Source organism: Pseudomonas batumici (assembly GCF_036585405.1).
Taxonomy (GTDB): Bacteria; Pseudomonadota; Gammaproteobacteria; order Pseudomonadales; family Pseudomonadaceae; genus Aquipseudomonas; species Aquipseudomonas batumici.
The window spans coordinates 6,248,767-6,275,547 of sequence record NZ_CP144470.1 but is presented as its reverse complement, the minus strand read 5'-3'; the positions used below and the strand labels follow the sequence as shown (position 1 = coordinate 6,275,547).

Genomic DNA, 26,781 nt, shown 5'->3' with positions numbered 1-26,781 from the left:
GCCATGAACGTATCCCCTCTTTGTCTGTTGTTGAGCGGCGCCTGTCTGGTACTGCCTTCAGTGGTGCAGGCCGAAACGCTGATCCCCCTGACCGTTGAAAACACGCCACACACGCAACACCAGGAACACCCGGCTCAAGCGCTCGAGCAGGCGCTGGCCACCGAATGGGGCCTCAAGCCAGAAGAGTGGCAGCGCTACCGCCGCTTGATGCAAGGGCCACTGGGCGTGTACTCGCCCAACCTCGATCCGTTGACGGCGTTGGGCATAGAGGCGCGAGATCCCCAGGAACAGCAGCGCTATGCCGAACAGCAGGTGCAGGCGGAGTTCACCCGTGTGCAGAAGCTGCTGGCTTACCAGAACGCCTACAACGATGCCTTCCAGCGTTTGTACCCCGGGCAACTGCCGGTAAACCTGATGGGCTCCGAGAGCACGGCCCAGGCATCCCCTATTACTTCAGCGGCGCGGTTGGCGGTGTTTGTTACCACGAACTGCAAGAACTGCCCCGAGCGCGTCAGGCAGCTTCAGCAAATGGTGCAGGGTTTCGATCTGTACCTGGTCGACAGCCGAGGTAAAGATGACCGCCTTCGCGCCTGGGCCAAACAGGCTGGGATTGAGCCGCAGAAGGTTCTCAACCGCGACATCACCCTCAATCACGACGCCGGGCACTGGGCACGTCTGGGCGACAACGGGGCCTTTCCTGCCGTCATGCGGCTGGTCTTTGGCCAATGGCAACGGCAATGAGCCGGCGTCGTTTATGGCCGTGTGCAGGCCTTGTGGGGGGTGGTCTGTTGGCCCTGCAGGTCAGTGCCACTGCGTTGCCACCGCCCGCTTACCAATGGGCCACACGGGGCACGCCGGTCCCTTCACCCGTGCTGTACGCGCTGGCCCTTCAAGAGAGTGGTGCCCGCGTCCGTGGTCGACTGGTCCCCTGGCCTTGGACCCTGAATGTGGCCGGCCAGCCTTACCGCTTTGCGGATCGGCGCTCGGCATGCAGTGCCCTGCTTCAGGCCCTCCAGACGGTCAGTGCCAAGCAGGTGGACGCGGGCCTGGGACAGATCAACCTGGGCTGGAACGGTGAGCACTTTGCACATCCCTGCGAGGCCCTGGACCCGTACCGCAACCTGGCCGTCGCCACCGCGTTGCTCCTGAAACACAAATCCCCGGACAGCGACTGGACCGCCGCCGCGGGCCGCTACCACCGCCCAGCCGGCGGCGCTCCCGCCAAACGCTACCGCCGGGCCTTTGCCAAGCACCTGACCCGTGTCACCACCCCCAACCTTCAAGGAATGAAGACCCCATGAACCCAATACACTCCCCCCTCTCTCCGTTTGCCCCCCGTGCACCGCTGGCTGCTTTGGTACTGGGCGTACTGACTGGCCTGTCCTGCGCTGCCGTCCACGCCGAACTGATCGTCGTTGATGACCTGGGCGGCGCCTCGACCCTGGCCTATTACCGCTCCCTTAACCTGTTGCCGGATGAGCAACCGGCCAAGGCCATGACCTTGCCGCCGGTACGCATCAACGCCTACAGCGAGGCGGACATGTTGCCAGTGAGGTCACCATCATTGAGCCCAGGTTCCTTCGAGAGCCGCGTGCACAATGCTGCCGGCTTGCAGCCCGTGTTCCTGGTGGGCGATGACGAGCTGTCACGGCAGTGGCTGCAGCACCGAGGTGATGCCTTGCGCGAGATGAAGGCCGTTGGCTGGGTGGTCAATGTGAAGCGGATGGCGGCCCTTGCTGAGCTGCGTGCCTTGGGCGCCGGACTGGAGATGTTACCGGCGGCGGCAGATGACCTGGCCCAGCGGCTGGGGATTGAGCACTACCCCGTACTGGTGACGGCTACCGGTATCGAGCAGTAGTCATGACCCAGTCCCACACCATCGAGGCCCTGCTGCGGCCTGCCGTGGAGCTCTACACCGTGGCGGTGTGTGGCATTGGGGCTTACTTGAGTCTGTTCGCGCCCTGGTCGCTGGCGTTGACACCGATCTTCGGGGTGGTGTCGGCGATGTTCTTTCTAGCGTTCGGCGGGATACGCCTTCGCCAGGCGCTGGTGGTGATGCGCTACCGGCGCAACATCCGTCGGTTACCGCGCTATGTGATGACCAGCAAGCAGGTCCCCGTGAGTAACAGCCGACTCTTTATCGGCCTAGGCTTCAAGTGGGAGCAGCGGCACACCCAGCGCCTGATGCAGACCTACCGGCCCGAGTTTCGTCGCTACGTAGAGCCCACAGCAGCGTTTCAGGCCGCTCGCCGACTGGAAGCGCGTCTAGAGTTGGCCCCCTTTCCGTTGAGCCTGGTGCCACGCGTTACCGCCTGGGACAGCCCGCTCAACCCGGTACGCCCGCTGCCACCGGTGGGCGGTTCCCCTCGTTTGCATGGCGTTGAACCCAATGAAGTGGAGGCCGGCCTCCCGTTGGGGGAGCGCGTCGGCCACAGCCTGATTCTGGGCACGACTCGGGTCGGTAAAACTCGGTTGGCAGAACTGTTCATCACCCAGGATATCCGCCGCAAGAAGATCGTCGACGGACTGCCCTTATTCGAGCCAGTGATCGTGATCGATCCCAAGGGTGACGCTGACCTGCTCAAGCGCATGTACATCGAAGCCAAACGCGCCGGTCGTGAGGGCGAGTTTTATGTCTTTCACCTGGGCTGGCCGGATATTTCGGCGCGCTACAACGCCGTGGGCCGGTTTGGGCGCATCTCCGAAGTGGCCAGCCGCATCGCCGGCCAGCTCTCGGGTGAAGGCAACAGCGCGGCCTTTCGGGAGTTTGCGTGGAGATTTGTCAACATCATTGCCCGGGCGCTGGTGGAACTGGGGATTCGTCCGGACTACCTGAAGATCCAACTGAACGTCATCAATATCGACGCGCTGTTCATCGAGTACAGCGGTTACTACTTCGCCAAGCACGACCCCAGGGCCTGGGACGTGATCGTCACCCTTGAAGGCGCCCTGAACGAAAAGAACACCCCCTACAACATGCGCGGTCGGCAGAAACGCGTAACCGCCATCGACCAGTATCTCTCGCAAACCCGGGTGGCGGATCCGGTGATGGATGGACTGCGCTCGGCAATCCGCTATGACAAGACCTACTTCGACAAGATCGTCGCCTCGCTCCTCCCGCTGCTGGAGAAGCTCACCACCGGGCGCATGGCGGAGTTGATCTCGCCCAACTACATGGACCTCAACGACCCCCGGCCGATTTTTGACTGGATGCAGATCATCCGTAAACGGGCCGTCGTGTATGTCGGGCTTGATGCCTTGTCCGATCCAGAGGTAGCCGCCGCCGTAGGCAACTCGATGTTTTCAGACCTGGTGTCCGTGGCGGGCCATATCTACAAGTTCGGCATCGATGACGGCCTGCCCGGTGCTGCCCAGGATCAGAAAATCCCCATCAACCTTCACGCTGATGAGTTCAACGAGCTGATGGGCGATGAGTTCATTCCGATGATCAACAAGGGCGGCGGCGCTGGCATCCAGGTCAGCGCCTACACCCAGACCCTCAGCGACATCGAAGCCAAGATCGGCAACCGGGCAAAGGCCGGTCAGGTAGTGGGCAACTTCAACAACCTCTTCATGCTGAGGGTCCGCGAGACCGCCACCGCCGAGTTGCTGACCCGTCAATTGCCCAAGGTGGACGTCTACTCCACCACGTTGGTCAGCGGTGCAACCGACAGCTCGGACCCGACCGGCAGCACCGATTTCACCAGCAACACCCAAGACCGGGTCAGCTCCACCAGTGTTCCGCTGATAGAGCCGGCCCACATCGTCAGCCTGCCGAAGGGGCAAGCGTTTGCCCTGATCGAAGGCGCCAACCTCTGGAAAATCCGAATGCCGCTCCCTGCCCCCGATCCTGATGAATGCATGCCCAAGGACCTGCAAACCTTGGCCCAGCACATGCGCAAGCGCTACATCCACGGCGGTGGCGAGTGGTGGATGAGCAGTGGAACGCGGGTGCTGGATGAATCGCTGCCCGCGGATCTGTTGGACGATGGCCCTGCCCCCAAGGACGCCCCCCTGGCCGCGGCCGACGCGACGGATACAGAGGAGGCTCAGCCATGAGAGGGTCCACCCGTTTAGAACTGCGCTTCGCTCAGCTTCGGGCGCCGAGCGCTTCGGTGAAGGCCATATCCAAGGTCCTGGGGAGATTGCTGAGAGAGACTCAGTTGGGGGTCCATGATGCGTATGAGCTGTTTGACCAGTTGAATCAGCACGGCCTGTCTCCACGGTGGACCACCCCGGTCCACATTCGGGTGGAAGACTCGGTCGCAGGTCCACTGCTGGTCTGCTTCGAGCCCGTGCTCGTCACGGTGCACTGAGCAGGAGTGGGACCATGGCCGCGAGCACTGACACCGCAAAAAACCAGCAGGCGTACCGTGAAAAAGGCCTGATCAGCAAGGTTCTTGGGCTGCCCTTCACCCTCCTCGGCATCTTGTTGGTGTCGCTGTTTTTCAGCGTGGTGACCGAGTGGATCGGTCTGTACTTCTTCTGGCCAGAGGAAGGCTGGCACCACTCGCGGGACATGCTGAACAGCGAGCTGGAGTGGTTGTCGGCGGCCTTTGTCCAGAGCCTGCTGGTCGAGCAGCCCGGGCAAACTGCCCGCTGGATCATCGGCCTAGCGTACGAATGGGGCTTTGAGAAAACCGGTCTGATCCATTGGATCACCCAGTCCGCCGAACAGTCCCGGTTGAACAGCAATCGGAGCACCGGGTTGCAGTACTACCTGGGGCTGGCCTATGTGCACCTGGAGGATTACGGGCTGGCGGCGGTCTATGCGGCGCTGACCTTTCTGGCGCGGATTCTGATTTTGATCCTGACGCTGCCATTGTTCTTGATGGCGGTCCTCACGGGGCTGATTGATGGTTTGGTGCGTCGGGATTTGCGCCGCTTTGGCGCGGGAAGAGAATCCGGGTTCATCTACCACCGGGCGAAGCGAATGATCGTGCCGCTGTGGGTCGCGCCCTGGATGATTTACCCCGCATTGCCGATGACCGTAAGCCCCTTGTTGGTGTTGCTGCCCTGCGCAGCAGCCTTGGGCGTGGTGGTGAGTATCTCAGCCGGGAGCTTCAAGAAATACCTGTGAGCGCTGGGGCTTTGCTGCTACCCATCCCCCCAGAAAATTAAGAGGACATATTCAGAATTACAGCGCCCTGACACCAGAGCGTTCCTATCCGCTAAATTGGGACGCCCACTGCCGAACAGGCAGCTTTCAACTTCAGTTATGGAGAGAAGCTGTCATGTTCCAATTTCCCCCATTCGGTACAACGACCCTCGCACAGTGGTGCGATCTGCAGGAAGAGCTGATTCGCTCTCGCCCGCTCAAGCCTCGAACAATCAGCGACCGCCTCAACAACCTGCGACACCTGCGCCTCTCGTTGGGAAATCGCCTCCTGCATCAGATCATGCCTCGCGATCTTGAGCTGTTAATCAACAACATCGCCAAGAGCGGCCGCCCTTTCACTGCCCGGCGGGTGCACATCGAGGCCAATGATCTATTCAACACAGCAGTCTACTGCCGGTTACTCGTCAACAACCCATTATCTCCGATCAAAACACCTACACCCCGCCCCGCACGTGACCGCCTGAGCTTGCTGCACTTCCTAAAAATTCGTGAGGTCGCAGAGTCCTGGAAGAGGCCGTGGTTTGCCAACTGCCTGAATCTAGCCTTGGTCACCGCGCAACGCCGTGCCGATGTGGCCGTGATGGCGCCTCCCCATGTCTTTGCCAGCCACCTGCACGTCACCCAGCAGAAAACGGGGGCTTGCGTCGCCATACCGCTTGAGCTGAAGCTCGACGCTATTGGCATGAGCGTCGGAGAGTCCATTGATCGGTGCCTTGAGGTGCAGCCCAACGGCAACACGTTCATTGCCCGGCGTGACGGAAAACCCTACGTCACAGCGATGCTGACCCACTCTTTTGCGGCCTGCCGTGACGAGGCATTCCCACGCAAAACCTGGCGATCCCCGCCAACGTTCCATGAGATCCGGTCGCTCTCGGAACGCCTTTATCGAACGCAAGGGATCGATACGCAAACACTCCTGGGTCATAAACACGCCAGCATGACCGACTTGTACAACGACGAACGTGATGTAGAAGGTAGAACGTATCGATACGTGAGCCTTTCGTAAGCAGTAAGCTTGAGTGGTGATCGGCGGTCTCGGCTAATAGCTAACCTATAACCGCTCCTTTTGGGCCGCTGGCGATGAGACTGGCGCCACAAGCGGTTTTCATACCGTCCAATGCCACAGCAACTCCACCGACCGTGTAGGTACTGCTGCCCTCGGCGATGGGGAATACGCCTTTGCACTGCGGGCAACTGACGTTGTGACCAACGCCCGCAATCGGTTTCCCATTGAGATCGGTTTGGGAAAACGCCTCCAACACGACGCCACCATGATTGGTGGCGTCGCCCAAGCGGATAATGTCTTTCATACTCAACCAGTACTCGTCAGCGAAGCATTTTAAAACACCCAACAGAAGTCGTTCATTCTGACTCCGCCATCCAGACATCCTCGTAACCCTGCCTGTCTATAATAAACCTTGCCCCTTCAGGCAGAAAAAGATATTTCACGACTTCCGGCAACTCCTCCACTAAATGGCTTGTGTGAAGTGCTTGGTAAAAACCGCTCGCAGGCGAATGCTCGCCACAGTGAATAAACCAGCTTATTGTACCGCCCTCAGGCAATTGGACCCTTGCCCCATAAATTGGAGACTTGTGTAGAGTGTCCAATGCAATGGCGACCATTTCCTCAGGAGGATGAACGGGTAAGCCATACTTGGCGCACACCTTCTTCTGTGCCTCGTTAGGTGCAATCAAGTCAATCCTTTGCATACCTAAACTCCTAGTTTATTTTTCATGCATTTAACCAGGTTGACTCACCATGAGTGCGGTATCGAATAGCCGATAGCGATCACTTGCTTACGGGCTTGACCACTTCCTGGTTAAGTGCGATGAAATCCACATGCTTCTTGTGCGAGAAATTCTCGATCAAGTCTTGCAGGTGTAGGTGCTCTAGCCCATTTGTCGCCATTTCGTACGATGCGCTGATCAAGAAAACACCTATGTCTCTTATCGTTTCTGGATCGGCGAGAATCGATATCTCGTCCAGCTTGATGTTTTTATCACTACCAACAGCCGTTCCATGAACGGTAAATTTTTTTAGCTTTTTCATAGGTTAAATCCCTGCGCCCGAAGGTAATCTTTCTCTTTGCGAGTCAATTCGGATACATCGCCGCGTGTGCCATGACTCTGAGATCCGTCCTGGTTAACAACAACCTCTGCCTTTTCGTTGCGATTCCATTGCGAGCCGGCCTCCGGGCGTCATCTGTAGTGCGCGCTGGAGTTCTTGTGCAGGCGACGATCGAGGGCATCTTAGGCGTAATTCACCGCCAGGCGCGCATCGTCGAAATGCACTAGACGGTCGAACAGGTCCTATTGTATCCGGCTGTAGCTGCCGTTATGCCAACGCTGAATCTGGTTGTCGCGCTCGTCGTACTCTTAATGGGTACCGGCGTACTCGCGCAACAGGTTGTCGAGCAGTTTGCTGCGCGGCGAATCCTGGTCCAGCGGTCGGCGGGTTTCTACAGTCTTGTCATCGAGCAGGTGCTGGCCGGGTCGAAGGCAAAGGTTTCCACGCCCAAGCGGCTGGTGGCGCTGAACAGTCGGCCGGCCGGATGATTTGCTCTGAAGTCAGAGGAACGTCAACTAATCACAGCCCCCTTCGGACCACTGGCGATCAGGCTGGCACCGCAGGCGGTTTTCATACCGTCCAGTGCCACAGCAATTCCGCCTACCGTGTAGGTGCTGCTGCCCTCGGCTATAGGGAAGACACCTTTACACAGAGGACAGCTAACCTTGTGGCCAACGCCAGCAATGGGTTTGCCGTTGAGGTCCGTTTGTGAGAAGGCCTCAAGTACGACACCGCCATGACTGGTGGAGTCGCCCAAGCGGATGATTTCTTTCACTGACTAACAGCGCTCCTTCTCGACTGCAATAAAGTACTCACTATGACTCTCTGTCTTCATAGTTATATTTTGCTGCACTAGCAACATCTTCATCCTCGTCCTCAAGTAGTCTCTCAAGGATTGCAGAGGGCGTCTTTTTGTTTGCAGCTATTCCAATTCTCACAACAGAACTAGAGTCCTGAGAAAGACGCTCAAACAATGCCAGTGACAACTTTCTTTTTGTTGCAACAAGGCGCCTGACGCTAATATCGAACGCACACAGCTCTTCAAGAATCTCCAATGGAACAGTTTTATTATGCGCAACCCACTTCCTATAATCAGGATATCTCTCAATTACTTCGCGCCACACAGAAATAGGAGCCTCTTCCATGGCGGCTCTATCGTACTCGCTTTTTATATCGCTCCCACGTAGCGCCACAAATTCCTCGGCAGAGGTAATCATTTTACATCCTTGCACTTCAAAGATTTAAAGTTGATGTTTTTCCCAGTATCGCTTTTGTGCTTACTCATGTAGTCACCATACACATCAGCGTCAGCAATCCACTCGCCACTATTATCATAGACCTTCCACGCACTCTCTCCATGACCAGTTTTATCCTCCGACCACCAGGTTTTAGTCTTGGGATCACGATGGTATTTCGCGTAGCCTACGCCACCCACGTTACCTTCACAAAGTCGATCATACCGATTGACCTCCCATTTTTTTCTGCACGGGCATTCGGAGTTTTGATTTGGTTTCTCAGATTTAGGTTTTCGCCCTGACCCACCTGGCGATTTTGCCAAACCGAACGGATCGACCCACTTAACCGGATTCGGCGCATAAGCGTATAGATTTGGACCTCCCGCATAACTGATCGGGTCCTGCGAGATAAACCGCCCAACCCCCGGATCATAGTACCGATACCGGTTGTAATGCAGCCCCGTCTCATGGTCGTGGTACTGACCTTGGAACCGTATGGGGTTGGTGAGCCCTTGCTGCTGCGCCAAGGCCGAGCGTTGTTCGCGCACGTCACCCCAGGCCTTGTACTGCGCGCTCCAGGCGACGTTGCCGTTCTGATCGGTCAGCTCTTGCGGTGTGCCGAGGTGATCGCACTGATACCAGGCAACCACATCAAACGGTTGTGCGGTCGGTTGGTGGTTCCACAACGGATCGTCATCGAGGCTGTAGTCGCCGCTGTAGTCCGGCTGGCCTAACAGATTAATCGGTTTTTGCCGTAGGGCTTGGGCCAGCGGGAAAAAGGAGCCGGGCTCGAAGACGTAATGCACGGTGCGCCCCGTGCCACCATCCTGCTGAGCCGGGCTGCTTTCCCAGGCCAGGTTGTCGCCGTCCCAGCCATACAGAGTGAAGCCACATCCGAGTTCGCGCTGTTTGCGCGCGTGTTCGTTGCGGTTCCACTGCGAGCCAGCCTCCGGGCGTTGTTTGTAGTGCGCGCTGGAGTTTTTGTGCAGGCGACGACCGAGGGCATCGTAGGCGTAATCCACCGCCAGGCGGGTGTCGTCGAAGTGCACCAGACGGTCGAACAGGTCCCATTGCATACGGCTATAGACGCCGTTATGCCATCGCACGACCTGATTACCTCGTTCGTCGTACTCGTAATGAGTGCCGGCGTATTCACGCAACAAGTTGTCCAGCAGTTTGCTACGCGGCGAATCCTGGTCCAGCGGTCGGCGGATTTCCGTAGCCTTGTCGTCTAACAGGTTGCTGGCCGGGTCGAAAGCAAAGGTTTCTACGCCCAGGCGGCTGGTGGCACCGAGCAGGCGGCTGACCGGGTCATAGCGGTAGGCCAATGGACCACGGCGGCTGTCGTTGATATCGGTCAGTTGGCCTGCGGCATCGTATTTGTATTCACGTTTGAGCAACGTGGATTTGTCGTCACTGCGCCCCAGCAGTTGCTCTTGCAGACGCCCAGCTGGGTCCCACTTCTGGGTTTGCAACAGGCGGTTGCCCTGATGGCGGGCGACTTCGCGGTGCAGGTCGTCGCGCTCATAGCCGATCAGTTCGTGCTCATCCAGACGCAGGCCGAGCAAATGGCCGCTGCCATAGGTCAGCCAACTGACCCGGTGACCGTCTGGACGAATGGTGGCAATGCGTTGATTGAGCACGTCGTACTCATGCTGCCAGACCGCAACCTGTGGTTTTTCCAGTCCCAGGTAATGCTGATGCTCACGCAGCTGGTTGCCGGCGGGATCGTGGAACCATTGCAGACGGCTGTGGGCGTTGCTGGCCATGACCAGGTTGCCGTTGCCGTCGTAGGCGAAGGTTTCACTTTGCGACTGCTCGCCCAGCGTCGCGCGGCGCTCGGTCAACCGGCCCATGGGGTCAAAGCTGACGGCGATGCTGCGTTCTCCATTGAGTGTTTGGGCCAACCGACCGCTTTCAGCGTCGTACTGATAACGGGTGGTGCGGCCATCGAAGCCTGTCTCTTCCAGCAGACGGCCCACCGGATCGTAGAGAAAGTGCGCGCGTCGCTCGTTTTCGTTTTCCAATGCCTGCAACCGACCCAGACGGTCCCAACGGTAACGCAGGGTTTGTTCGGCAGCATCGACCCGTTCGGCAATCAAGCCAGCCTCGGTGTAGCTCCAGGTGGTGCAGCGATCCAAGCCATCGACGTGGGCCAGCAGGCGGCCCTCGGCATCGCGCTCGAAAGATTCCTCGGTCTTGTCCGGATGCTTGATCAGCACCAATTGGCCGGCCTTGTACTGGTACTCGGTGCTCTGTCCGGCAGCATCGGTGAAGCAAATCATCTGCCCGCGCTCGTTGTACTCCCAGGCGCTGGTCTTGCCGGAGCAGTCGGTGTACTTCACCAACTGACCAGCGTCGTTGTACTCGAGTTCTTTCGCGTTGCCGCTGGCGTCCTTGATCGCCGTCGGCAGACCTGCCGGGTTGTAGGCGTACTCGGTTTTGTTGCCCAGTGGGTCGATGGCTTCGACCAGGTTGCCGACCAGATCGTAAGCCCGCTGCCACTGACCGCCTTCGGCGTCGCTGATCTTGATCAGTTGATCCTGGTCGTCATAGGCGTAGTGCATCACGCTGTGGTCAGCACGGATATGCTCGAGCAGGTTGCTGCGTTCGTCGTAGCTGTAGCGGTCAGTGCTACCGTCGGCATGAACATGACGGATCAGATTTTTCGCGTCGTCACGGAAGAACCACTCCGAGAGCCCATCGGGATGACAGATACGGTAGGTGTAACCGAGACTGTCGTAGTAGTGCCAAGTCTCGTGGCCATGGGCGTCGGTGACGTAGGTCAGGCGAATGTTCTCGTCCCACTCCAACCGCGTGTCGAAACTGCCGTCATCGGCCCATTCACGCACGGCCTTGGCATCGGCACCATGGCCTTGCCATTGCAGGTTCATGCCGCGTCCGGTGCGGTCGGTGTAACGAGTGATCAGGTGATGCTGGTACTGATAGCGCCAGGTGGCGCTGTTTTCGTCCTGGGCCTGGATCAAGTCGCCGACACCGTCGTACTGGTAAGCACACAGTTGCCGCTGTGGGGCGCCGTCACGGATTTCCCAGAGACCGATCAGATGGCCGTACTCGTCAATCATTGTGCCCAGATGCAGATGGACCTTGGTGATATCGTTTTCTTGGTAAGTGATCAGGTCCGAGAGCACCGAACGCTCGCCGTGGCGATGCTCGTAATGCAGCATGATTCCGGCGCCATTGCGCAGCACCACGCCCGTCAGCAGGTAACCCTGGCCACGGCGTACATAGGTTTCCTTGCGCTCGAAGCCACGGCACAGCAGCAGTTGATCTTCGCTGGTGCGCACCACCGTGAGGTTTTCAATGGCGTCGTAATGGAACAAGCCAACCTTGGGCAGCGGGTAGTCGTGACTGCGTCCATCGGCGTCATGGAACAGCAGGCCGTCGTTGGCTTGGTCGAAGCGGGTCGTGAACTCAGTGATCCAGCGCGCACCTAGTACGTCCTGATCATAAGCGTCCAGGCGCGAGCAGTAGGTGCGGGTCCACTCAATCGGGAACGGTCCCGGCAAACTGAAATCGGTATGGCGCACAGACTCCGAGCCAAGAGCGAAACTGATACTTCTCTCGGTCGCTGCACAGGCGCAGTTCTTCTCTTCATTGGGGCGTTTTTTTGCAGGCTCCTCGTGCTTGCTGACCTCCACCTTACCTTCACCCGCCTTGCGCTTGGCCTGGCTGGTCGTGCCAGGTTTGACGTTGCCACCCTGACCATGGCCATTGCGCTTGCGCCAGGCCGCGACAGCGCCGGCTAGTACCAATAACAACGCGCCGATGGAGTTCTGAACCTGGGTGTCGCTCAGGCGGTTCAGTTGAGTACGCAACTCTGGGCCCATGAGCCGCAACGAAGCCGTGCTATCCAGTACTTTTTTCTTCACCTCACCAGGCAGCAGGTGTTCGGCGGCACTGTTGGCAACCCCTTTGCCGGCTGCCTTGTAGACATTGGCGACAGCACTGAAGATATTGCCGATAGCGGCCTTGGGATCATGCAGCAACTGATCGCCTGCGGTGCTGAACTGCTGCTCCGCCTCGTGAACATTGCCCTTGGCGTCGAGCTTGCCCTTGACCGCTTTCTCCAGGCCCGTGGCAATCTCCTTGATCACGTCTTCGCCGAGTTTCCCTGCGTCGTCGAGGATCTCCTTGAGCTTGGTCTGGGCCTGTTTCACGAAGTCATCGATGGTGCCGACAATATCGGCGTTGAGGTGCCCGACGATGATCTCGATCAGCGAATCACCCAGCAGCGTCTTGCCGGCCTGGCGCAGCTCCTGACGCACCAGGAACAGCGTCGGGCGCAGGCTCATGCGTGCGGCAGCCATGCTCGGCGGCATGGGCAAGACACCGATTAGGTTGATGCCCAGGCTGACCCAATCGAGCACTTCCCGCTTTTGGCTGGTGGACAGGGTGACGATGTCATTCAAGGCATCGACCAGCGCCATGATGTTGCCGACCACTGGCAGCGCACCGGCGACGTTCTTGATCCGGTCGAGGGTGACGACACCACCGCTGGTAGACTGCAACCAGGCATCAAATTGCGCGGCGCTGCGTCCTACATCCCCCACTTGGATGAGGTTCAACGGGACGATCGCCACCTGAGGTTCACGTTTTTTTGCAACAGCCGTTTCAGTCGTCATGAAAGCATCTCACCCGCCAGCAGGCCCGGGGTTTTGAGGGAAGTCTTGGAAGGGGTGGCAGCCGGCAGACGCGGCAACTGGCCGCTCTTGCTCGCCACACCGAGAATGCGTGAGGCACTTGGCATCGCCGCACTGGCAAGCTTCGGCAATCCAGCCGCGCCGCCCTGCACCACGCCTTTGACTTGCTGCGCGGTCTGCATCGCCCCCTGGGCGGTTTGCACCGCACTCATGCCGGTTTGCGCCAAGCCTTTGCCCTTCTCCAGAAGGTCAGCGCTACTGCCGGCGCTCGGTAGGGCTTTGGCGACCATGGCCTGTACCTGGCTTGGAATATCCTCGGCAGTCGGCGGATTGACCGGCCACTGCGGTTTACCGATGTAGCTGCCATCGCTCCAGGTGTCCGCCGGGTCCTTGCCGAACACCACCCGCGCCGGCCCCGGTGCGGCCCCGGAGACACTGGCGAACCCCTTGGCATCGAGCGTGCCCTTGAGGCTCTTGCCCAGCGCATCGATCACTTCGAAATCGCCGCCCTTGATGCCCTGTTGCCCGGCGTACTGGTTGAACAACTCCAGATTGCCCTTGCCCGGTTTCGGCGGCTCCGGGAACACGCCGGCCAGACTCTTGGCCCCGGTGTAGGCAAAGTTCGCCGCATGGGCGGTGTACGGGCCGGTGGTGGCGTGGGTGATGCCCCCGGCGTTGTAGGTGGTCGCGCTGCCGCCGCCCTGGATCACCAACTCGGTCTTGGCCGTGATCGTGATGCGGTCGGCATTGGCGGTGATATTGAGCTTGGCCAGCAGGTTGATGCTGTCCTTCAAGGCGCGCACGTCGATGTCACCGGACGCCGCCACCAGCCGCCAGCCCAGGCTCTGCACGAACAGACGCATGCCACGACTGGCGCTGGCCAGTAAGCGTTGGCCAATGGACAGGCTGGTGTGGCCGGTGCTGCTCAGGGCCAGGTGTTCGCCGGTGGCAATATGGCTGGAGCGTGGCGTGGTCAGGGCGATGCCGGCGGGACTGGCGAGCACCAGGTGCGGCTCGGTGAATTCCGGAAACTCGTTGGCGCTCAGGTTCGCCGGACCGCTGCCCAGAATGCCCTGATGCTGACTGTGTAGGGCCTTGGCCACGTCATCCTGATCGCCCGCTTCCTGGGCTTGCAGTTCCTTGGCCTGCATCGCGAAACCGTCCTGCTGCTCGCTGGCGGTGGCCAGGCGTTCGGCGGTTTCCGGCAGGTCCTTGTGGTGCTTGGATTCGTTGGGCCGTGGCTCGGTGGTCAACAGCAAGCCGGCCGCCGCCCGCACCGCGCCATGGCGGTCGGTGCGCAGCTCAAACCCCTCGCCCCGTGGCTGACCACCGGACGGTCGTGGATGGGTCAGGTAGCCTAGGTTGATCGCACTGGCGCCATGGTCGCTGCGCAGGGCGATGCTGATCTCGCTGGTGGTGTCGTCGATGCGCAGTTCGTTGGCGCGACTGCCCTTGTATTCCTTGCTCTTGACCGTGGCCAGGGTCTTGAAATCCGGCAGCTTGTACGGCGGCAGGTTCACCCCGTGGTACAGGCAGCCGGTGATCAGCGGCTGGTCCGGGTCACCTTCGAGGAAGGTGATCAAGACTTCCATGCCGATGCGCGGCAAGTTGATCGAGCCGAAGTTCTGGCTCGCCCAGTTCGAGGCCACGCGCATCCAGCAACTGGTCTTGTCGTCGTGCTGACCTTCACGGTCCCAGAAAAACTGCACCTTCACCCGACCGTACTGGTCGCAGAAAATCTCCTCGCCTTCGGGGCCGGTGACCACCGCGCTCTGGGTGCCGAGGACTTTCGGTTTCGGGTGCTCCAGTGGCGGACGGTACGGCACGTTCCACGGGATCGCGCTGAATTGGTTGCGATAGCCCTGGTGAAAGTCGTCCTTAAGGTCGGTGACGTCACTGGTCACCGACTCTTCCAGCACCTGCGGCTGCTTGCCTTCGTGGAGGATCTCGGTAAGCAGCCACAGGTCGTTCCAGGCCGGGTTGAAGTGGTCGGTCAGGGCCAGGAAATGCCCGCTGACCAGCAGTGGTTGATCGCTGCGACCTTCGGCCAGCCGGTAGTCGCTGCGATGCCGTTCCAGGTTGCGAGTGGCCAGGTGCTTGCCGCGTTCACGGTCAACGAAACGTCCCGGGTAGTCGTAATCCTCCAGGTCCGGTTGGGCGGCGCTCTTGGCGTCGCTTTCCAGTTCGATGCGCGGCTTGGTGAAATCGTAGTCACGCCGTGTAACCCGGCTGGTGCGGGTCGCCAGGCGCAGACCGAAGCGCTTGATCATCGGCGTGTCGGCGACCAGCCCGGTGTCTTGCTGATAGGCCACCGGCGCCAGTTTCGGGAACACCGTCTGGTCATCGCCGAACACCAGCAAGTGGCCTTTGGCACTGTGCTGGAAGTGGTAGTGAATCCCCTCCTCCTCGCACAGACGCTGGATGAATTGCAGGTCGGACTCGTCGTACTGCACGCAGTAAACGCGCTCTGGGTAGACCGCTCCCAGCTGGAACCGGTGATCGCTGGCGAGGATGCCGTGCTCTTCCAGGACCTGGGCAATGATTTGCGGCACCGTCATCTGCTGGAAGATCCGCTGATTGACCCGATGGGCCAGGTAGGCCAATTGCGGGCGTAGGGAAATCCGATAACGGGTCAGGCGTCTACCGGCCTCACCCTGGGCGATGCTGTAGACCAGCCCGTGAATGCCGCTGCCCGAGGGTGACAGCTGCAAGAACGCCAGCTTGTGCAGCAGGCTTTCGAGGTTCAGGAAGGAACGCTCGCTGACCAGCTCCAGCTCAAATTCAAATGGCGTGTTCAGGGCTTCGCGGCCCTTGAAGGCCAGGACCTGAAAGTCCGCACCCTCGAGGGTCAATGTGAAATGGGGCTGGTTGGCCGGTGAGAACATCCCTTGTTCCTCGCGCAATGCGGCGGCGCTCCTCGACATCCAAGTCGGGTATCAACGAACGCAAGAATTCTTGAGTCATGCACACAACATCGACCAGCAGCGCTGGCCGATGTTTTGTAACGGTCGGCCAGACTTAGCCGGCGACCGGGGAACGCCAGTCATCGGAGCCCGAAGTACCGGAGACTTCGTGGGTCCAGGTGATTTTGCGGTAGGTGAACTCGACGTCTTCCAGGTGAGTGAAGTGCGAGTTCGACGGATCCTGGCAGTTGTGCATGTAGTCTTTGATATCGACGATGATCGCGTCTTCAAGCTTGGTGGTGAAGTAATGTTCCTGGGTGCCGGCAGCCGAAGTGCGGTACCACTGGATGGTGATTTCGGTCAGGCGCTCGCCGGAAGTCAGGGCCGCCAGCAGCAGAGGCGAAGACTTGTCGAAGACCTTGGTGATTTTCACAGGCTTGTGCACGCGCTGGCCGGTCGGTTGGCCGGACTGCGGGTCACGCGGGATGATCACTTCGTGGACGAAACCCTGAACCATGACCTGGTCTTCGTGACCTTCCTGGTAGGTGTTGCCCACCGAATCAGCGGTGAAGGCACCGGCGGTGATCAGGCCTTGTTTGGTGCCGGTGATGGACATATACGCGGGTGTTGCCATGGATGCTCTCCTTGCTCAAAAGTCGGGACCAACAGGCAAAATCGCCTGCCAGGCGCCGGCGGGAAATCAAGATCCGTGCCAGCCAGCATGTAGCCATTATCCATCAAGGACTTGAGCGGATTTTCCCTGTGCTATCTCCAATTTTCGTCCAGGAAAATCTACCAACGTGCGCAAGAAGTTGCGCAGCACTGTGCAACTTCTTGCGCACACCTCTGAAGGCCTTGGATTACCTGATCTATAGCGATTTAGCCGGAGGGTTGCCCACATTTGAGTGCGCAACTTTTTGCGCACCACCGCGAAAATCTTAGAGAGCACTTTTGGACCTAAAAGGGTTGTTCACGCCTGTCGCCCGAACGCCATGACGCAATTTTCAGGTCCTGGAAAAAAAGCCATTCGACCGAATCCTATTTTCTGGCTGTCTCCCGCCTCGTCTTTCGGCACGCTCCTGGCCAATCAAGCCGACGACAATGCGCTGATCACCGATCACAACGCGATGGTGGCCTCAATAGACCCGAGAGGGTTGGGACTACCGCTGGATATTTGGGGCGACGAAGTGGAGCGATTGATCGAGGCCCGTGCGCTTGTGTTTTCATCGGGCATTTTCAGGAGTTCAGTGCACTTGCTCATCACGTGCCACTCAATGCCTCCTGGCGTGCGCTGAATGCCATCGCTCATGGTGTTGCAGGCAGTCAGTGTCTGTTGATCATCAACACATTAGGCGGCAGTGCAGCGGCCTACCATGGGCAGTCGGGTCACTACATCGTCGTGCACCTTAGCGTGCGGCCAGACAGCAGCCTGGATGTCACCTATGTCGATTCTCTTGCAAGCGGGTCACCACGCGATCATCTGATCACTCAACTGGTGGGAGCCTTGCGTGCCAACAGAGTCCCGCTCCCACCGGCACCTCCACAGGTTGGTTAACACATGTTCGTTATTACTCATGCACAAATGCAGACGCTTTCAGTGCTCAATCGCCCACTGATCGTCGAAAAAACGCTCGCGGTGCTGGTGCAGCGCGACGACCACCTGGCGCAAGAGGCTGCACGCCAGGCGTGCCGAGACATTGCTGCGCCAAGCGGTGAATCGGTCCATCGGCGTGCTCGGGTGTAGCAGTGAATCCTGCGCGGCAGATTACGCGGGACTGGTTTACACGTTCGGTTTTGGGTTTGAGCACGATGTACAGGTTGCGGCCATCCTTGCCCGCACCGAGCTCAGCATCGAGGCGCGCCTCCACTCAGTGTTTCGCGAGCTGTCTGACGAGGATTGGTCACGTTTGCAGGCAGCACGTTGATAGAGGCACATTCAACCCAGAACCCGAGAGGCCTGTTCGCCAGCAACTGCCGCCATGTATGATTGGTTTTTGTTCGAATTATACCAATTCGAAATTGGACATAGAAAAGGAACTAAAATGGCCAAAACTTCTTTTGGTTTTATTCCCTATGGTGATGTACCGCTTCGACTAATAGATGTAATGGTGTATACAAATGCTAACCGCTGGGAGTCGATGAGCAGTACTCATGCCCCCAATACTGGAATGTCTCGGCTTAAAATATTTAATCCGGATTTTGATGCGGGCTCTGAAATTAAGTGTTGGGTAGAGTTGGATATTGATCCGATTCTTGTGAACGATAATAAGTACGCCTCTGATGGTGCGAGTTTGCTATTCAATATTAATGGCAGTAATTTGCATATCAATATTCACAAAAATGGAGGAATGGAATGTACGGGTGTATACGGTTCTGATCCTCGTACCGTTAATTGGGCGGTAAAACTTGGGAGCGTTGGAATGATATCACAAATCACTTGCGGAGGACGCCACCTGGTGCCGTCTGTTGAGCGGTAAACTTGGGAACGCTGGAATTGGATCACGTATCACTTGCGAAGTACGCTAGTGGTCTTTACGGCCAGTTCGTTAATCTAAGAGGCCCGAAAACAGGGCCATAAGCAATTTAAATAGGTAAATTAATTAAACAAACAGGCCACTAGAGGGTTGCTCACGCCTGTTGCCCGAACGCCATAACGCAATTTTCAGGTCCTGGAAAAAAGCCATTCGACCGAATCCTGTTTTCTGGCTGTCTCTCGCTTCGTCTTTCGGCACGCTCGTTGAACCTTCTTCGAGCGAGCTAACTCCATGCCCTATCCCATTCCCCCTCTTCGATGTATCGCGTTAGTCGCGAGCCTCACCGTGCCCATGGTGATGGCCGAGCCCACGGCCCACGAACGCACCCAACTGAGTCTGGTGCTGAGCCAACTGGAGGCCGTCACACGGCAGGTGAAGGCCAATGCCGCCCTCCCCGTTGATGACCAGGCGCGCTTCACCTTCGACTACGCCCGCCTCTCCGCAGACCTGGAGCAGGTTCGCAGCGGCATTGAGGGTTACCTCACGCCCTCACGTGCCCAACCCCGCACGCCGCCTGAGCTGACCGGCCACTACACCCGGTCCACCTGGAGGTCCCCATGAGCATGAGTGCGCCGCAGCTCAGCGCCTTTCAGGCCATGGGCGGCTTTACCCCACAACAAAGCACCACCTTGCTGATCGGTCTGGTCCTGGCCTGCGCGCTGATCTTCGCCGCCTGGGCCCTTGTCACGGGCTACCGGGGCTGGGCCAGCGGCCAGCTCTCCCAGGGCAAGTTCGCCGGCCTGGCCGCCAAGGTGTTGTTGATTTACCTGCTGCTCACTTTTCTGTTGCTGCACTGACCCACTTTTTCGCTTTAACCCCTGCCATTGGAGGCACCTGATGAAAAATCGTATTGGATGGAACCGCGTCACTCACCTGTTCTCGCGCTGCACCTTGGCCTGCTCGGCTGTGTGGTCCTCCTGGACGTTCGCGGCGCTTCCGGAAATGGAAGCCCCGAGTCGTGGCGAATCGGACAGCATGATCCAGACCCTGCAGGACCATGCCTTCGACATCGTCTCCCTGCTCGCCCTGGCCATCGCGGCCGCCGCGTTCTGTGGCGTGGCCTATCACGCCTACACCACCTACTCCGAGGTGCAAAACGGCAAGAAGACCTGGGGCCAATTCGGGTTGACCTGCGGCGTGGGTGCGCTGCTGCTGGTGATCATCATCTGGCTGCTGACCAAAGGCACGGATGTGCTGTGAGGAGGCCCGGCCATGACACAAGACTCGGATCACACCCTCCCCGACGGCACTCTTCGGTTTCTGCCATCACGCCTCAATCGTCAGCCGGTCATTGTGCTGGGGCTCACGGCCGATGAGATGTGGATCACCGTCGTCATGGGCGCGGTGAGCGGCGCGTGCCTGGGGTTCTTTGCAGCCATGCTGTTTCAGAGCCTGGCCCTGGCCCCCACAACGCTGGTGCTGTGCACCGCACTGGGCCTGCTGGTGGGCGGCAAGTGGCTGCGCCGCCACAAGCGCGGCAAACCCGAGACCTGGCTGTACCGTTACCTGCAGTGCGCCATCGCGACACGCTGGCCGGTGCTCACGGCCTGGGTCGGCGGCGCCGACCTGGTGAGGCGCTCTGGACGCTGGAGCACCCGCCGGAGCCCACGCCCATGAGCCGCTTCAAGAACGAGGTGGCTCGACTGGAGTCCCACCTCCTCTCACTGCGCATTGGGTGTGGGTTGCTGTTCGGGGTGGCTTTGGTCATGGGACTGGGTTGGTGGGACGCCCCCCGAAACCTGACCATCCATATTCCTCCGGACCTGCGCTCTGGCAGCACCCGCAAATGGTGGGAGGTGGCACCGGAGTCGGTGTACACCTTTGGCTTCTACATCTTCCAGCAGCTCAACCGTTGGCCTGTCGACGGCGAGAAGAACTACCCGCGGGCCATTCAGAAGCTCTCTGCCTACCTGACGCCACAGTGCAAATCCCAACTCGAAGGCGACGCCCAGAAACGCCAGACCGCCGGCGAGCTGCGCGGCCGGACCCGAGGTGTGTTCGAGATGCCCGATCGGGGCTACGGCGACGCCCCGGAACTTCGGGTCAAGGTGCTGGGGCGGGACCGCTGGGTGGTGAACCTGGACTTGGTGAGCGAAGAGTATTACGGCTCGGAACGGGTCAAGCAGGCCTTCGTGCGCTATCCGCTTCAGGTGGTGCGCCTGGACGTGGACCCGGAGAAAAACCCCTTTGGCCTGGCCCTGAACTGCTACGACAGCGCGCCGCAACGCATCACCCCACCGCCCAACCCTGTCCCCTCTCACAGCCCCGCCACTGCTATGCAAGGAAGCTAGTCATGCGTCGATTAAACCTCCTCCTCCCCCTCTGGCTGAGCTGTACGGCGGCCCAAGCCATTGAGCTCATGCCGTGGGCGCGATTGCCCCTGGCCGTGCCGCTCTACGTCGACCAGGAGCGCATCGTCTTCATCGATCAGAACGTCAGGGTCGGCGTCCCTCGCTCATTGGGTGACACGCTGCGTATCCAAAGCACGGGGGGCACGCTGTACCTGCGAGCGAATGCGCCGATCAAGCCGACTCGCCTGCACCTGCAAGACGTGCGCACGGGCGAAATCATCCTGATCGACATCACGGCCACCGACGGCCAGGGGCAGCCCGTGCTCGAACCCGTCAAAATCGTGAAAGCGTCTGGCTCGTCCAAGGGCTACGGCGATACCGCCGAGACCTCCCCGTCGGACACCGAGGCTAAGGCGACCCTCAGAGCTGCGAACAGCCCTCCCGCGTCGCAGCAAACGCCGATCCCGGTGGTCCTGACTCGCTACGCGGCACAGAACCTCTATGCCCCCTTGCGAACGGTCGAGCCCCTCCCCGGCGTATTGCCGGTCAAATCGCACCGTGACCTGGACCTGACGGGCCTGATGCCCACACAACCGGTCATGGCCCAATGGCTGGGAGCCTGGCAGTTGGAGGACCACACCGTCAGCGCCGTCAAACTGCAGAACCGCGCCATCACGCCCATCGCACTGGACCCGCGCGAACTGCGGGGCGACTTCGTCAGTGCAGCCTTCCAGCACCCGTACCTAGGTCCCACCAGCCAGGCCAGCGACACCACGGTGGTCTACCTGGTGACCCGTGGCCGGAGCTTGGTGCAAGCACTGCCACCGGCCCTCAGCTCCGTGGATGCCAGTACCGCCCTCACCGTCGCCACCGTACCCGGGGGTGACCATGACCAGTAATGGCCTGCTCAAGTGGTTGCTCCTGCCCCTGATTCTGCTGGTGGTCTTCGGGGTGCTCAAGATGTGCTCCCCCAAGGAGGTCCCGGCCCCCAAACCCGGGAGCACCAAGCAGACTCTGACTCCGGAGGACATGAAGCTGCTCGGCATCGACGGCGACACACCCCAAGACACCGTGGCCACGTTGGTGGCCCAGACCAAAGCCATGCGCACTGAGCTCAAGGCCTTGCTCACGGAGAACAAAGACCAACAGAAGGAAAACGCTCGCCTGCGTCAGCGCGATAGCGACATCGACCAGCGTATCCAGAAAGCCCTGAGCACGGAGCTGGAGAAAGCGCCGCACGCAGGCACACCGCGCTTGAGTCCGCAGGACACCCAGAACCTACTGGAAGACCTCAAGCAGCAGCTCTCGAGCTCGTTTCTGAACAAGGGGGTTGCCGACCTGCCCATCGGGCTGGGCCTGGAGCCTGGTGATGAAGCGTCGTTCTCAGGCACTCACGACGACCTCATCTGGACCGAGCCCCAGGACGCCACCGCCGTCGATGCCAAGGGCAAGCCACTACCGGCCGGCTCCGGTAAACCCGCAAAGGGCTTCAGTTTTCCGACGGCCTTTGAGGACACGATCCATCAAGGCCAGAAGGCGCTCAAAGCCAACACCGGTGCTGTCGGCCGCAATATCAAAACCATTGACGACAAAGCCGCCGCCAAGCCCGTCTACACCCTGCCGGAGAACAGCACCCTCACCGGATCCATCGCCATGACCGCGCTGATCGGGCGGGTGCCGGTAGATGGCGTGGTGAACGATCCCTACCCCTTCAAGGTACTGATCGGTCCCGACAACCTCACCGCCAATGGCATCGATCTGCCGGATGTGGCAGGCGCGGTGATCAGCGGCACCGCCGCCGGGGACTGGACGCTCTCCTGCGTGCGCGGACAGATCGTCAGCCTGACCTTTGTGTTCAATGACGGGCGTATTCGCACGCTCCCCGCCCCGCAAAAACTGGCCAGTCGCCAAGGCACAAACAAGACCGGTCAATCGCAACTGAACAAGATCCAGGGCGGCGTTGGCTGGCTCAGCGATCCGTATGGCGTGCCGTGCATTGCCGGTGAGAGGCGTTCCAACGCCCAACAGTACCTGGGCACCAAAAGCCTGCTCACCGCGGCCGGCGCCGGGGTGGCCAAGCTGCTCGAAGCCGATAAGGCCGACGCCAGCACCGTGCTCACACCTAGCGGAGCCGCGATCGGGGCCGGTCCCTCGGCACTGAACAGCATTTTGTCCGGTGGCGTGAAAGACATTGGTGACTGGGTGAACAAGCTCTATGGCCAGGCCTTTGCTGCCGTCTACGTACAACCCGGCGCGCCCGTGGCCGTGCACCTGGACCGGCAACTGGAGATTGACTACGAAACCCTCGGCCGCCAGGTGCGGCATGTGACAGGAGGTCCCCATGCATCGACCCTCGATTAACCCTCTAGTCTGCCTGTGGCTGGTCACGCTGCTCACCGGCGGCTGCACCACTGACAAGGGCGACCTGCTCCCTCACGGTTCTCAGACCATGACCGACCTCTGGGATCAGCATACCGGGCCTGCCCCCCAAGGCGCCCTGATCCGTCCTCTTCATGAGGCCCGCCTGGCGTTGCGACGACCGCTGGATGACACCAGCACCGATCAACTGGCCTACACCCGCACCGCCCGCAACGAGATCCATAGCCAGTTCAAGCGTCTGCCCAATCCAGACCTCGTGATGTACGTCTTTCCGCATCTTGCGGGATCGGACCCGGTCCCGGTGCCGGGCTACAGCACCGTCTTCCCCTTCTACCAGCGGGTACAGTACGCCCTGCCCGGCGAGCGCACGGAGGACTACTGATGGAGATGGGCCAGAACGATCCCTGGGCGCAGTACGTCGAACAGTTAAAAGCTCACGGCCTGCCGGAGCCTGGCGCCGCGAGTCCCCCCGAAAGCGTCCCGCCACGAAGGCCGATGAGCAGGCGCTGTACGCCGTGACGCCGAGCTTTGTCGACCTGTTGCCCTGGGTGGAATATTTGCCTGACACCCAGTGCCTGCTGCTGGAGGACGGCGAGTCGGTGGCAGCGTTTTTCGAACTGACGCCGATCGGCACCGAAGGCCGCGAAGCGAGCTGGTTGTGCACCGTACGCGATGCCCTGGAAAACGCCCTGCAAGACAGCTTCGACGAGCGGGAACAGCAGCCGTGGGTGGTACAGCTCTACGCCCAGGATGAGACCGAGTGGGACAGCTATCTGCAAAGTCTCAGGGACTACGTACAGCCCCGCGCTCAAGGGACAGCCTTTACCGAGTGCTACCTGAGCATGTTTAGCCAGCACCTGGAGTCGCTGTCTAAGCCCGGCGGACTGTTTGAAGACACCGTAGTCACCCAACTGCCCTGGCGCGGCCAGCGTCGCAAAGTGCGGCTGGTGGTCTACCGGCGCAGCAAGGGTGCTGACACACGCCGGGGCCAAAGCCACGAGCAGGCCCTCAACAGCGTCTGCGACCGCCTGCTGGGAGGCCTGGGCAATGCCGGTGTCAAAACCCAGCGCATGACCGGCGCGCAGATTCATCGTTGGTTGCTGCGCTGGTTCAATCCACATCCGCGTCTGTTGGGTGACACCCAAGCGGACCGTGAGCGTTTCTATCAGTTGGCGTCCTACCCCGAGGGCCCGTCAGTCGATGCCCTGGAGCTGGCCAGCGGCACCGACTTCGCCCAGCGCCTGTTCTTCGAACAACCGCGCTCGGACCTGGACCAGGGGCTCTGGTACTTCGACGAGCAGCCCCATCGTGTGGTGGTCCTCGATCGCTTGCGAACACCGCCAGTCATCGGCCACCTGACCGGGGAAACACCCAAGGGGGGCGACGCCATCAACGCCCTCTTCGATCAGATGCCGGAAGACACCGTGCTCTGCATCACTCTAGTGATCTGTCCTCAGGACCAACTGGAATCCCACCTCAACCACCTGGCGCAAAAGTCGGTCGGGGACACGTTGGCTTCCGAGCAGACCCGCGCGGACGTGCATCAAGCGCGTAAGCACCTGGGCAGCGCGCACAAGCTGTACCGGGGGGCGATAGCGTTTTACCTGCGAGGTCAGGACGTAGAGGAGCTTGATCACCGCACCTTGCAACTCCACAACGTGATGCTCAACGCGGGGCTGCAACCCGTGCGCGATGAGCACGAAGTGGCGCCGCTCAACAGCTACCTGCGCTGGCTACCGTGCGTGTTCAATCCAGGGATGCGCCAGAGCGAGTGGTACACCCAGCTGATGTTCGCGCAGCACGTGGCCAACCTGGCGCCCATCTGGGGACGTAGTGAAGGCACGGGGCATCCCGGGTTCACGTTCTTTAACCGCGGTGGCGGTCCACTCACCTTCGACCCTCTCAACCGCTTCGACCGGCAGATGAACGCGCATCTGTTCCTGTTCGGGCCGACGGGTGCTGGTAAGTCGGCCACCCTCAACAACCTCCTCAATCAGGTCACGGCGCTGTACCGGCCACGGTTATTCATTGCCGAGGCTGGTAACAGCTTTGGTCTGTTTGCGGACTTCGCCAAACGCCTGGGGCTGGCGGTCAATCGGGTCAAGCTGGCACCTGGCTCGGGCGTGAGCCTGGCGCCCTTCGCCGACGCCTACCGACTGGTCGCGACACCTGATCGTGTCATGACGCTGGATAGCGAGGATCTGGATGAGGCCGAGTCCACGGAAGACGATGAACGCGATGTGCTGGGCGAGCTGGAGATCACCGCCCGCCTGATGATCACCGGCGGTGAAGAAAAAGAAGAGCAGCGCCTTACCCGCGCAGATCGCAGCTTGATTCGTCAGTGCATCCTCAATGCGGCCCATACCTGTGTGGGCGAACACAGAACCGTACTTACCCAGGACGTGCGCGACGCCTTGCGGGACATGGGCAATGACACCCACCTGCCAGAGCCGCGGCGCATACGTCTACTGGAAATGGCCGATGCCATGGACATGTTCTGTCAGGGTGCCGAGGGTGAGTTGTTCAACCGCGACGGTACGCCCTGGCCGGAAGTCGATATCACGCTGGTGGACCTGGCCACCTACGCCCGCGAGGGCTACAACGCCCAGCTCTCCATCGCCTACATCTCACTGATCAACACCGTGAACAACATTGGTGAGCGAGACCAAATGCTGGGCCGGCCCATCATCAACCTCACCGACGAAGGCCACATCATCACCAAGAACCCATTGCTGGCGCCCTACGTGGTCAAGAGCACCAAGATGTGGCGCAAGCTCGGGATCTGGTTCTGGCTCGCCACCCAGAACATCGATGACCTGCCCAAGGCAGCCGAGCCCATGTTGAACATGATCGAGTGGTGGATCTGCCTGAGCATGCCGCCGGATGAAGTCAACAAGATTGCGCGGTTTCGGGCGCTCACCGAGGCACAGAAGGCCTTGATGTTGTCAGCGAGGAAGGAGTCCGGGAAATTTACAGAAGGGGTGATCTTGTCAAAGTCGATGGAGGTGCTGTTTCGGGCCGTGCCGCCGAGCCTTTACCTCGCCACAGCCATGACGGAGCCAGAGGAGAAAGCCGAGCGGTTCGAGCTGATGAAGGCGCACGGCATCAGCGAGTTGGATGCAGCGATGGTCGTGGCACAGCGGATTGATCAAAAGCGCGGGATTTCCACCCTTACCGTAGGCAATGATCAGGCCTAGGGGCATAGCCCCACCTGCTCGGGAGTCATAGCCATAACCTGCACTGAGCTATATCCCCCCACTCACGCGACAGACATGATGACTATAAATTCAGAGTGGGATCAGCGAACCAAACCCAGTGAGCTATCAGCGCCACGACCAAACCGATAGCTCCCTAAACACGTACCCAGCTCAAAGCCCATATGCCATTAAATGTCTCGGTGGTGAACCCATATGCAGCCCTTAAATACCGCCCCCAAATCTGACCGGCCTCCTGGCACACCGCGCTCATCCGCCTGCTGGCTTCGCAGCAGTGAGTCAGTCCCGTGGTGTTTTCCAACAGATTACTCGCCGCTCCATACAGCTGGATCATTCCTTCCCGACTGGTCAGGCGGCTGCTGTCGGCGGTAAT

26 protein-coding genes and 2 pseudogenes are annotated in these 26,781 nt (G+C 59.9%); 18 read left to right on the top strand and 10 right to left on the bottom strand.

The window, feature by feature from the left end:
* Window positions 1–3: 3 nt before the first annotated feature.
* The 7 genes from NUH87_RS28800 to NUH87_RS28770 all read left to right on the top strand — a co-directional run bounded on the left by NUH87_RS28800 (window position 4) and on the right by NUH87_RS28770 (window position 6,125).
* Window positions 4–741, top strand: a complete 738-nt coding sequence (locus tag NUH87_RS28800; RefSeq protein WP_338523678.1) for a TIGR03759 family integrating conjugative element protein — start codon at window positions 4–6, stop codon at window positions 739–741.
* Window positions 726–1,301: a lytic transglycosylase domain-containing protein gene (locus NUH87_RS28795; RefSeq protein ID WP_338523677.1), complete on the top strand. Its 576-nt coding sequence runs from the start codon at window positions 726–728 to the stop codon at window positions 1,299–1,301. The genes NUH87_RS28800 and NUH87_RS28795 overlap by 16 nt, the downstream gene beginning before the upstream one ends.
* Entirely contained in the window at window positions 1,298–1,858 is a 561-nt protein-coding gene (locus tag NUH87_RS28790) for an integrating conjugative element protein (RefSeq protein WP_338523676.1), read from the top strand. The genes NUH87_RS28795 and NUH87_RS28790 overlap by 4 nt, the downstream gene beginning before the upstream one ends.
* Before the next feature lie 2 nt (window positions 1,859–1,860).
* The gene (gene traD, locus NUH87_RS28785; protein WP_338523675.1) at window positions 1,861–4,059 is read left to right on the top strand and encodes a type IV conjugative transfer system coupling protein TraD; all 2,199 of its coding nucleotides are present in this window, start codon (window positions 1,861–1,863) and stop codon (window positions 4,057–4,059) included.
* Window positions 4,056–4,316: a hypothetical protein gene (locus tag NUH87_RS28780; protein ID WP_338523674.1), complete on the top strand. Its 261-nt coding sequence runs from the start codon at window positions 4,056–4,058 to the stop codon at window positions 4,314–4,316. Before traD ends, NUH87_RS28780 begins: the two co-directional genes overlap by 4 nt.
* Window positions 4,317–4,330: 14 nt before the next feature.
* Window positions 4,331–5,080, top strand: a complete 750-nt coding sequence (locus tag NUH87_RS28775) for a TIGR03747 family integrating conjugative element membrane protein (protein ID WP_338523673.1) — start codon at window positions 4,331–4,333, stop codon at window positions 5,078–5,080.
* A gap of 154 nt (window positions 5,081–5,234) precedes the next feature.
* Window positions 5,235–6,125 carry a tyrosine-type recombinase/integrase gene (locus NUH87_RS28770; RefSeq protein WP_338523672.1) on the top strand — a complete coding sequence of 297 codons (891 nt, stop codon included), beginning with the start codon at window positions 5,235–5,237 and terminating at the stop codon, window positions 6,123–6,125.
* A 40-nt stretch (window positions 6,126–6,165) separates the two neighbouring features.
* Here NUH87_RS28770 and NUH87_RS28765 read toward each other — a convergent pair whose 3' ends face one another.
* From NUH87_RS28765 to NUH87_RS28725, 9 genes and pseudogenes are all read right to left on the bottom strand, one after another.
* Complete coding sequence (locus NUH87_RS28765; RefSeq protein WP_338523671.1) at window positions 6,166–6,429, bottom strand: PAAR domain-containing protein; 264 nt, start codon at window positions 6,427–6,429, stop codon at window positions 6,166–6,168.
* Window positions 6,430–6,481: 52 nt separating this feature from the next.
* A complete protein-coding gene (locus NUH87_RS28760; protein WP_338523670.1) occupies window positions 6,482–6,829 on the bottom strand; it encodes an immunity protein Imm33 domain-containing protein in 348 nt (115 codons plus the stop codon).
* 79 nt (window positions 6,830–6,908) lie between these two features.
* A complete protein-coding gene (locus NUH87_RS28755; RefSeq protein ID WP_338523669.1) occupies window positions 6,909–7,169 on the bottom strand; it encodes an Imm32 family immunity protein in 261 nt (86 codons plus the stop codon).
* 152 nt (window positions 7,170–7,321) lie between these two features.
* Window positions 7,322–7,671: pseudogene (locus NUH87_RS31430) on the bottom strand (hypothetical protein); the annotation flags it as partial.
* Window positions 7,672–7,698: 27 nt separating this feature from the next.
* On the bottom strand, window positions 7,699–7,962 hold the full coding sequence (locus tag NUH87_RS28745; RefSeq protein ID WP_338523667.1) for a PAAR domain-containing protein: 264 nt from the start codon (window positions 7,960–7,962) through the stop codon (window positions 7,699–7,701).
* 40 nt (window positions 7,963–8,002) lie between these two features.
* Window positions 8,003–8,404: a hypothetical protein gene (locus tag NUH87_RS28740; RefSeq protein ID WP_338523666.1), complete on the bottom strand. Its 402-nt coding sequence runs from the start codon at window positions 8,402–8,404 to the stop codon at window positions 8,003–8,005.
* On the bottom strand, window positions 8,401–13,068 hold the full coding sequence (locus NUH87_RS28735) for an RHS repeat-associated core domain-containing protein (RefSeq protein WP_338523665.1): 4,668 nt from the start codon (window positions 13,066–13,068) through the stop codon (window positions 8,401–8,403). The genes NUH87_RS28740 and NUH87_RS28735 overlap by 4 nt, the downstream gene beginning before the upstream one ends.
* On the bottom strand, window positions 13,065–15,971 hold the full coding sequence (locus tag NUH87_RS28730; protein ID WP_338523664.1) for a type VI secretion system tip protein VgrG: 2,907 nt from the start codon (window positions 15,969–15,971) through the stop codon (window positions 13,065–13,067). Before NUH87_RS28730 ends, NUH87_RS28735 begins: the two co-directional genes overlap by 4 nt.
* 133 nt (window positions 15,972–16,104) lie before the next feature.
* Complete coding sequence (locus NUH87_RS28725; protein WP_338523663.1) at window positions 16,105–16,623, bottom strand: Hcp family type VI secretion system effector; 519 nt, start codon at window positions 16,621–16,623, stop codon at window positions 16,105–16,107.
* A 271-nt stretch (window positions 16,624–16,894) separates the two neighbouring features.
* On the opposite strand from NUH87_RS28725, the gene NUH87_RS28720 reads away from it, so the two are divergent.
* Window positions 16,895–17,284, top strand: a complete 390-nt coding sequence (locus NUH87_RS28720) for a hypothetical protein (RefSeq protein WP_338523662.1) — start codon at window positions 16,895–16,897, stop codon at window positions 17,282–17,284.
* Window positions 17,285–17,583: 299 nt separating this feature from the next.
* Here the strand turns inward: NUH87_RS28720 and NUH87_RS28715 are convergent, their stop codons facing one another.
* The gene (locus tag NUH87_RS28715) at window positions 17,584–17,715 is read right to left on the bottom strand and encodes a hypothetical protein (RefSeq protein ID WP_338523661.1); all 132 of its coding nucleotides are present in this window, start codon (window positions 17,713–17,715) and stop codon (window positions 17,584–17,586) included.
* Between the two features lie 316 nt (window positions 17,716–18,031).
* Between NUH87_RS28715 and NUH87_RS28710 the strand changes: the two genes are divergently transcribed.
* The 10 genes and pseudogenes from NUH87_RS28710 to NUH87_RS28665 all read left to right on the top strand — a co-directional run bounded on the left by NUH87_RS28710 (window position 18,032) and on the right by NUH87_RS28665 (window position 26,390).
* Window positions 18,032–18,466 carry a hypothetical protein gene (locus NUH87_RS28710; RefSeq protein WP_338523660.1) on the top strand — a complete coding sequence of 145 codons (435 nt, stop codon included), beginning with the start codon at window positions 18,032–18,034 and terminating at the stop codon, window positions 18,464–18,466.
* Window positions 18,467–18,754: 288 nt separating this feature from the next.
* Complete coding sequence (locus NUH87_RS28705; protein WP_338523659.1) at window positions 18,755–19,084, top strand: RAQPRD family integrative conjugative element protein; 330 nt, start codon at window positions 18,755–18,757, stop codon at window positions 19,082–19,084.
* A complete protein-coding gene (locus tag NUH87_RS28700; RefSeq protein WP_338523658.1) occupies window positions 19,081–19,320 on the top strand; it encodes a TIGR03758 family integrating conjugative element protein in 240 nt (79 codons plus the stop codon). Before NUH87_RS28705 ends, NUH87_RS28700 begins: the two co-directional genes overlap by 4 nt.
* 40 nt (window positions 19,321–19,360) lie before the next feature.
* Window positions 19,361–19,723, top strand: coding sequence for a TIGR03745 family integrating conjugative element membrane protein (locus NUH87_RS28695; protein ID WP_338523657.1), 363 nt, complete (start codon window positions 19,361–19,363; stop codon window positions 19,721–19,723).
* 12 nt (window positions 19,724–19,735) lie between these two features.
* Window positions 19,736–20,140 (top strand): TIGR03750 family conjugal transfer protein, encoded by a 405-nt coding sequence (locus NUH87_RS28690; RefSeq protein ID WP_338523656.1) that lies wholly within the window; start codon window positions 19,736–19,738, stop codon window positions 20,138–20,140.
* Window positions 20,137–20,814, top strand: a complete 678-nt coding sequence (locus NUH87_RS28685) for a PFL_4703 family integrating conjugative element protein (protein WP_338523655.1) — start codon at window positions 20,137–20,139, stop codon at window positions 20,812–20,814. The genes NUH87_RS28690 and NUH87_RS28685 overlap by 4 nt, the downstream gene beginning before the upstream one ends.
* Window positions 20,815–20,816: 2 nt before the next feature.
* Complete coding sequence (locus NUH87_RS28680; RefSeq protein WP_338523654.1) at window positions 20,817–21,713, top strand: TIGR03749 family integrating conjugative element protein; 897 nt, start codon at window positions 20,817–20,819, stop codon at window positions 21,711–21,713.
* Window positions 21,703–23,175, top strand: coding sequence for a TIGR03752 family integrating conjugative element protein (locus NUH87_RS28675; protein ID WP_338523653.1), 1,473 nt, complete (start codon window positions 21,703–21,705; stop codon window positions 23,173–23,175). The genes NUH87_RS28680 and NUH87_RS28675 overlap by 11 nt, the downstream gene beginning before the upstream one ends.
* Window positions 23,156–23,575 (top strand): TIGR03751 family conjugal transfer lipoprotein, encoded by a 420-nt coding sequence (locus NUH87_RS28670; RefSeq protein WP_338523652.1) that lies wholly within the window; start codon window positions 23,156–23,158, stop codon window positions 23,573–23,575. The genes NUH87_RS28675 and NUH87_RS28670 overlap by 20 nt, the downstream gene beginning before the upstream one ends.
* Window positions 23,575–26,390, top strand: a pseudogene (locus tag NUH87_RS28665) (conjugative transfer ATPase). Before NUH87_RS28670 ends, NUH87_RS28665 begins: the two are co-directional and overlap by 1 nt.
* The last annotated feature ends 391 nt before the right edge of the window (window positions 26,391–26,781 follow it).

Coding starts and splice junctions, on each gene's coding strand:
- NUH87_RS28675 (WP_338523653.1), top strand. CDS start 21,703: ATGACCAGTAATGGCCTGCTCAAGTGGTTGCTCCTGCCCCTGATTCTG.
- NUH87_RS28730 (WP_338523664.1), bottom strand. CDS start 15,971: ATGTTCTCACCGGCCAACCAGCCCCATTTCACATTGACCCTCGAGGGT.
- NUH87_RS28770 (WP_338523672.1), top strand. CDS start 5,235: ATGTTCCAATTTCCCCCATTCGGTACAACGACCCTCGCACAGTGGTGC.
- NUH87_RS28710 (WP_338523660.1), top strand. CDS start 18,032: ATGGCCAAAACTTCTTTTGGTTTTATTCCCTATGGTGATGTACCGCTT.
- NUH87_RS28760 (WP_338523670.1), bottom strand. CDS start 6,829: ATGCAAAGGATTGACTTGATTGCACCTAACGAGGCACAGAAGAAGGTG.
- traD (WP_338523675.1), top strand. CDS start 1,861: ATGACCCAGTCCCACACCATCGAGGCCCTGCTGCGGCCTGCCGTGGAG.
- NUH87_RS28695 (WP_338523657.1), top strand. CDS start 19,361: ATGAAAAATCGTATTGGATGGAACCGCGTCACTCACCTGTTCTCGCGC.
- NUH87_RS28680 (WP_338523654.1), top strand. CDS start 20,817: ATGCGTCGATTAAACCTCCTCCTCCCCCTCTGGCTGAGCTGTACGGCG.
- NUH87_RS28700 (WP_338523658.1), top strand. CDS start 19,081: ATGAGCATGAGTGCGCCGCAGCTCAGCGCCTTTCAGGCCATGGGCGGC.
- NUH87_RS28735 (WP_338523665.1), bottom strand. CDS start 13,068: ATGACGACTGAAACGGCTGTTGCAAAAAAACGTGAACCTCAGGTGGCG.
- NUH87_RS28790 (WP_338523676.1), top strand. CDS start 1,298: ATGAACCCAATACACTCCCCCCTCTCTCCGTTTGCCCCCCGTGCACCG.
- NUH87_RS28780 (WP_338523674.1), top strand. CDS start 4,056: ATGAGAGGGTCCACCCGTTTAGAACTGCGCTTCGCTCAGCTTCGGGCG.
- NUH87_RS28705 (WP_338523659.1), top strand. CDS start 18,755: ATGCCCTATCCCATTCCCCCTCTTCGATGTATCGCGTTAGTCGCGAGC.
- NUH87_RS28685 (WP_338523655.1), top strand. CDS start 20,137: ATGAGCCGCTTCAAGAACGAGGTGGCTCGACTGGAGTCCCACCTCCTC.
- NUH87_RS28715 (WP_338523661.1), bottom strand. CDS start 17,715: ATGGACCGATTCACCGCTTGGCGCAGCAATGTCTCGGCACGCCTGGCG.
- NUH87_RS28690 (WP_338523656.1), top strand. CDS start 19,736: ATGACACAAGACTCGGATCACACCCTCCCCGACGGCACTCTTCGGTTT.
- NUH87_RS28775 (WP_338523673.1), top strand. CDS start 4,331: ATGGCCGCGAGCACTGACACCGCAAAAAACCAGCAGGCGTACCGTGAA.
- NUH87_RS28670 (WP_338523652.1), top strand. CDS start 23,156: ATGCATCGACCCTCGATTAACCCTCTAGTCTGCCTGTGGCTGGTCACG.
- NUH87_RS28800 (WP_338523678.1), top strand. CDS start 4: ATGAACGTATCCCCTCTTTGTCTGTTGTTGAGCGGCGCCTGTCTGGTA.
- NUH87_RS28765 (WP_338523671.1), bottom strand. CDS start 6,429: ATGAAAGACATTATCCGCTTGGGCGACGCCACCAATCATGGTGGCGTC.
- NUH87_RS28795 (WP_338523677.1), top strand. CDS start 726: ATGGCAACGGCAATGAGCCGGCGTCGTTTATGGCCGTGTGCAGGCCTT.
- NUH87_RS28755 (WP_338523669.1), bottom strand. CDS start 7,169: ATGAAAAAGCTAAAAAAATTTACCGTTCATGGAACGGCTGTTGGTAGT.
- NUH87_RS28725 (WP_338523663.1), bottom strand. CDS start 16,623: ATGGCAACACCCGCGTATATGTCCATCACCGGCACCAAACAAGGCCTG.
- NUH87_RS28740 (WP_338523666.1), bottom strand. CDS start 8,404: ATGATTACCTCTGCCGAGGAATTTGTGGCGCTACGTGGGAGCGATATA.